This is a genomic window from Nostoc flagelliforme FACHB-838 (assembly GCF_014698065.1).
Lineage (GTDB): Bacteria > Cyanobacteriota > Cyanobacteriia > Cyanobacteriales > Nostocaceae > Nostoc > Nostoc flagelliforme_B.
Genome location: NZ_JACJSI010000522.1, coordinates 1 through 3,512 on the forward strand (window position 1 = coordinate 1; position 3,512 = coordinate 3,512).

Consider the following 3,512-nt stretch of genomic DNA (forward strand, 5'->3'; position numbering starts at 1 on the left):
TGCAGCATTTCCGCCACGGCTAAAAAAATTCGCAACTGTTCCAGCGTCATTTGGAATATGTACAGGGTTGTATAGTAGTGATTTTGAACACTCTGAAAGAATTATACGGTAAATTTAGCGGAAATTCGTAGATAGCTCTCAATATTGGGAATTACGTGGTGGTTGCAGTTACATCGGCATATCCATAAACTCAGTCTATGGATTTAACAAAAAAGACTGTTTGCTTTTATTGATGACTAGCCATAGAGTGAAACTACGCCTTTAGCAAAAGTGTTAACTACACTAATGATTTTCTGAAATTACGAACTTTCCCTACTCGCAACCTCTATCTCACCGATACAGATGCTTGACAGTCACTACCATTGAGGATATACGACACACCCATGAGCGAACTACTGACTGCTATTCCTACAGGACTCACGGCTTTTGCTGCTACCAATCTCGACGATATTATTGTCCTGTCGCTGTTTTTCTCACAGGTAAATACTAGCTTTCGCCGTCGTCACATTGTTATCGGTCAGTACTTGGGTTTTAGTGCCTTAGTAGTTGCCAGTTTACCCAGCTTCTTTGGCAAGTTTATCCTACCAGAACCTTGGATTGGTCTACTGGGTATTGTTCCAATTATGATCGGTATCAATCGCTTACTAAATCAAGAGACTAGCGATACAGAGGATTTAAATACTCCTGAATCTTCGCAAGCTTGGTGGGGCAATTTCCTTTCCCCCCAAACCTACGGTGTAGCAGCAGTTACCATCGCTAACGGTAGTGACAACCTCAGCATCTATATGCCAATCTTTGCGACTAATGCATGGGATAAGTTACTTGTAATTTTGGTAGTTTTCTTCGTGATGGTAGGTGTGTGGTGTTATACAGCCTATCACTTAACTCGGATCAAGGCGATCGCTTCTGCAATTACTCGCTACGGTAATTCTTTAGTTCCCTTTATTTTAATGGGATTAGGTGTTTCTATTTTAATAGAAAGCCAAACGTTAGAAACTCCTGCCTTAGTTGTTGCTACCTGTGTAAGTATTGGTTCTTATCTGTTAATTTTAGGCAATAACATTTGGCGAGAAAATTATGGATTTTCTTTGAGATCGTCTGAAGCCGAAGTTATACCTAGAGTTAGACAAAAATGAGCTTTTATATTTGCAAGTTGCATCAATAGACAGATGAAATAATGCTCAATCAATACCTTAAATTAGGTAGTTAGTATCTGAAAAAACTAATTTATTAGGAGAAACACATGAAAATTTTCAAAAACACTCTTGTTAAAATTACCCTTGTTTGCTTATTACTGATAGTAAACTTGATGATTGCTCAACCATCCTGGGCAGGAAAAAAATTAGCTAATGACCCAGACTATATAGAACTTACTAAATCACTAGAATCTGCTTTACAGGATAAACAAGCTCAAGGAGTTACACCAGAAATTGAGCAAAAAATCACTAATTTGAAATACCAAAAGTACATTGTAGAAAATAGTGAAGATCCTGTAGGAATTTGTCGCAATGAAACCGCTCAAACACTGTTAATATACGGTGAGAAACCAAAAAAATCTACCTCAACCTACGACAACGAATTATATCTGCTCCCTAGTGGCGCAGAAACCGATGATGAATGGGATTGTCAAGGTGTTTATATTCCTGGACAAGTGGCTACAGAGGAACAAGCAGCCAACCCTTCTAAAGCTTTTAAGATTGTTCATGGAACTCGATTAGTTGCGACAAACAACCCACAAACTGGAGAAATTGAATTCAATCTTCCACCTGCAAAAGTTTTTCAATCAGGTGAAGTTAACTGGGTTATTCCTGAAAATTTGCAAGCCGCGCTAGATGCTGGAATTACTACTGCGAAAATTGATGATTAAGTTACTAGTACAGATTGACTAGGTAAATTTGATCAGAACCTTGAATAAAATTAAGAGTCAGAATTGTTCTGGCTCTTTTGTGTTCAATTTATATTATTATATAGTTGAACGCATAGGCATCGAGTGATATATCAACTACAGATTTCCAATAAAAATAATTAATTAGATATCTTAAATAAATCGATTGCTTTGATCTAATTTGTTTTAAAAAAATTAAGCCTCATTGTTTTTTAAATATTGTTATTTATTTTGTAAAACAAATTAAATAGTGAAAATCTTGAATAACTATTCAAATGTATAAATTGTATGAACATAGAATCAGAAAAATTAGAAGTGAAGAATTTTGAAAAGAAGAAGTATAGATCAGACCGAGTTCGAGATCACTTAGCAAATGAACGTACCTATCTAGCATGGATGCGAAGTGGTATTGCGCTCATGGGTTTTGGTGTTTTGATTGTGCGATTGCGGATTATTCGACCTCCATTAGCACCACAACCTCCTGGTAATGGTTGGAAGTTAGGTTTAGCATTTGCCTTAGTTGGTGTGTTAACAGTATTACTTTCAACTCAGCATTATTTTGCTGTTCGTCGAGATATTGACGAGGATACTTATCAACCGCCAGACCGTTGGATACTTCTGGCGAGTCTAGCTGTACTTCTCCTCGGTGGGGGCGTACTATACTATGTATTCACAGTTCCTCTCGATTATTTGAATAGTTATATTCTGGAGTGAAAGATTTACCTTCTACATTTTTAGTGGGAGATGCGGCTTTAGTAAATATAAAGCCCTCCTATAAAAACAAGGCTTTAGACCCAATTTTTTGATAAACCTTCTTCTCTAGCTAATCTGCATTCTTATGTTGCTAAATGTAATACATCTGACTCTTCTGTAAACGTGCTTCGCGCTGGTCACACAAGTCTTGGATGGTATATTGACTTAAAATAGTTTGTGCAGCAAAATCTGCTTGCTGCCAAATCTCCGAGACCAAACCTTTTTCCAAATTTTCTTCAGAAGAAGGCTCTTTTTCTTTCTGCTCTCCATCCAACATAATCACGACCTCCAACAACGTTAATTGTCGAGGTTCACGCGCCAAAACAAAACCTCCTTTAGAGCCACGTTGACTCTGTACCACACCCGCCCGCCGCAGACTGGAAAGAATCTGCTCTAGATAACGCTCTGGTATTGGATGCTTGGCAGATATATCACTCATAGTTGTGGGTGTTTTGTGAACATAATGGTTGGCTAGTTCTAAAAGTGCCAATAGCGCATATTCGACTTTGGCAGACAGATCCAAGAGGGTGTAGTTTTGTTTTTTTAAGGTATTCGTCATTATACTACTGTTAATTCGGTCGGTTCGCTGATTTAAAAAGCTAGAAGAGGAATTAATGCACTGTAAAGCTTATGGAGCTTAATTAGATAGGATTCTGGTAAGCACTTATCCAGGTACAAGGTAAGGGAAAGTGTAAAGTGACTGCGGTATTCCCATCAGAGTTAAAATTTGTTGTTGAAGTTCACCGAGTTGAGTCATTTCGTAGCTGCCGTCTCGATGAAAATACATTGTTATACCATTGAAAGCATTCAACAACTTTTCTGCTGTTGGTTTGGTTGTGTGGCGCTTGGAATTACCATCACACAGACCAGCCAA

4 protein-coding genes and 1 pseudogene are annotated in these 3,512 nt (G+C 37.9%); 3 read left to right on the forward strand and 2 right to left on the reverse strand.

Features of this window, described 5'->3' with window-relative positions; all coding sequences use genetic code 11:
• The first annotated feature begins 383 nt into the window (after positions 1–383).
• The 3 genes from H6G97_RS47885 (at position 384) to H6G97_RS47895 (ending at position 2,599) form a co-directional block, all read left to right on the forward strand.
• Positions 384–1,136, forward strand: coding sequence for a cadmium resistance transporter (locus H6G97_RS47885; RefSeq protein ID WP_190947353.1), 753 nt, complete (start codon positions 384–386; stop codon positions 1,134–1,136).
• A gap of 107 nt (positions 1,137–1,243) precedes the next feature.
• Positions 1,244–1,867 (forward strand): hypothetical protein, encoded by a 624-nt coding sequence (locus H6G97_RS47890; protein WP_190947354.1) that lies wholly within the window; start codon positions 1,244–1,246, stop codon positions 1,865–1,867.
• A 306-nt stretch (positions 1,868–2,173) separates the two neighbouring features.
• Positions 2,174–2,599: a YidH family protein gene (locus tag H6G97_RS47895; RefSeq protein WP_190947355.1), complete on the forward strand. Its 426-nt coding sequence runs from the start codon at positions 2,174–2,176 to the stop codon at positions 2,597–2,599.
• A gap of 130 nt (positions 2,600–2,729) precedes the next feature.
• On the opposite strand, the gene H6G97_RS47900 is transcribed toward H6G97_RS47895, so the two are convergent.
• Entirely contained in the window at positions 2,730–3,197 is a 468-nt protein-coding gene (locus tag H6G97_RS47900) for an RrF2 family transcriptional regulator (protein WP_190947356.1), read from the reverse strand.
• Between the two features lie 105 nt (positions 3,198–3,302).
• Positions 3,303–3,512 (reverse strand): annotated as a pseudogene (locus tag H6G97_RS47905) (hypothetical protein); the annotation flags it as partial.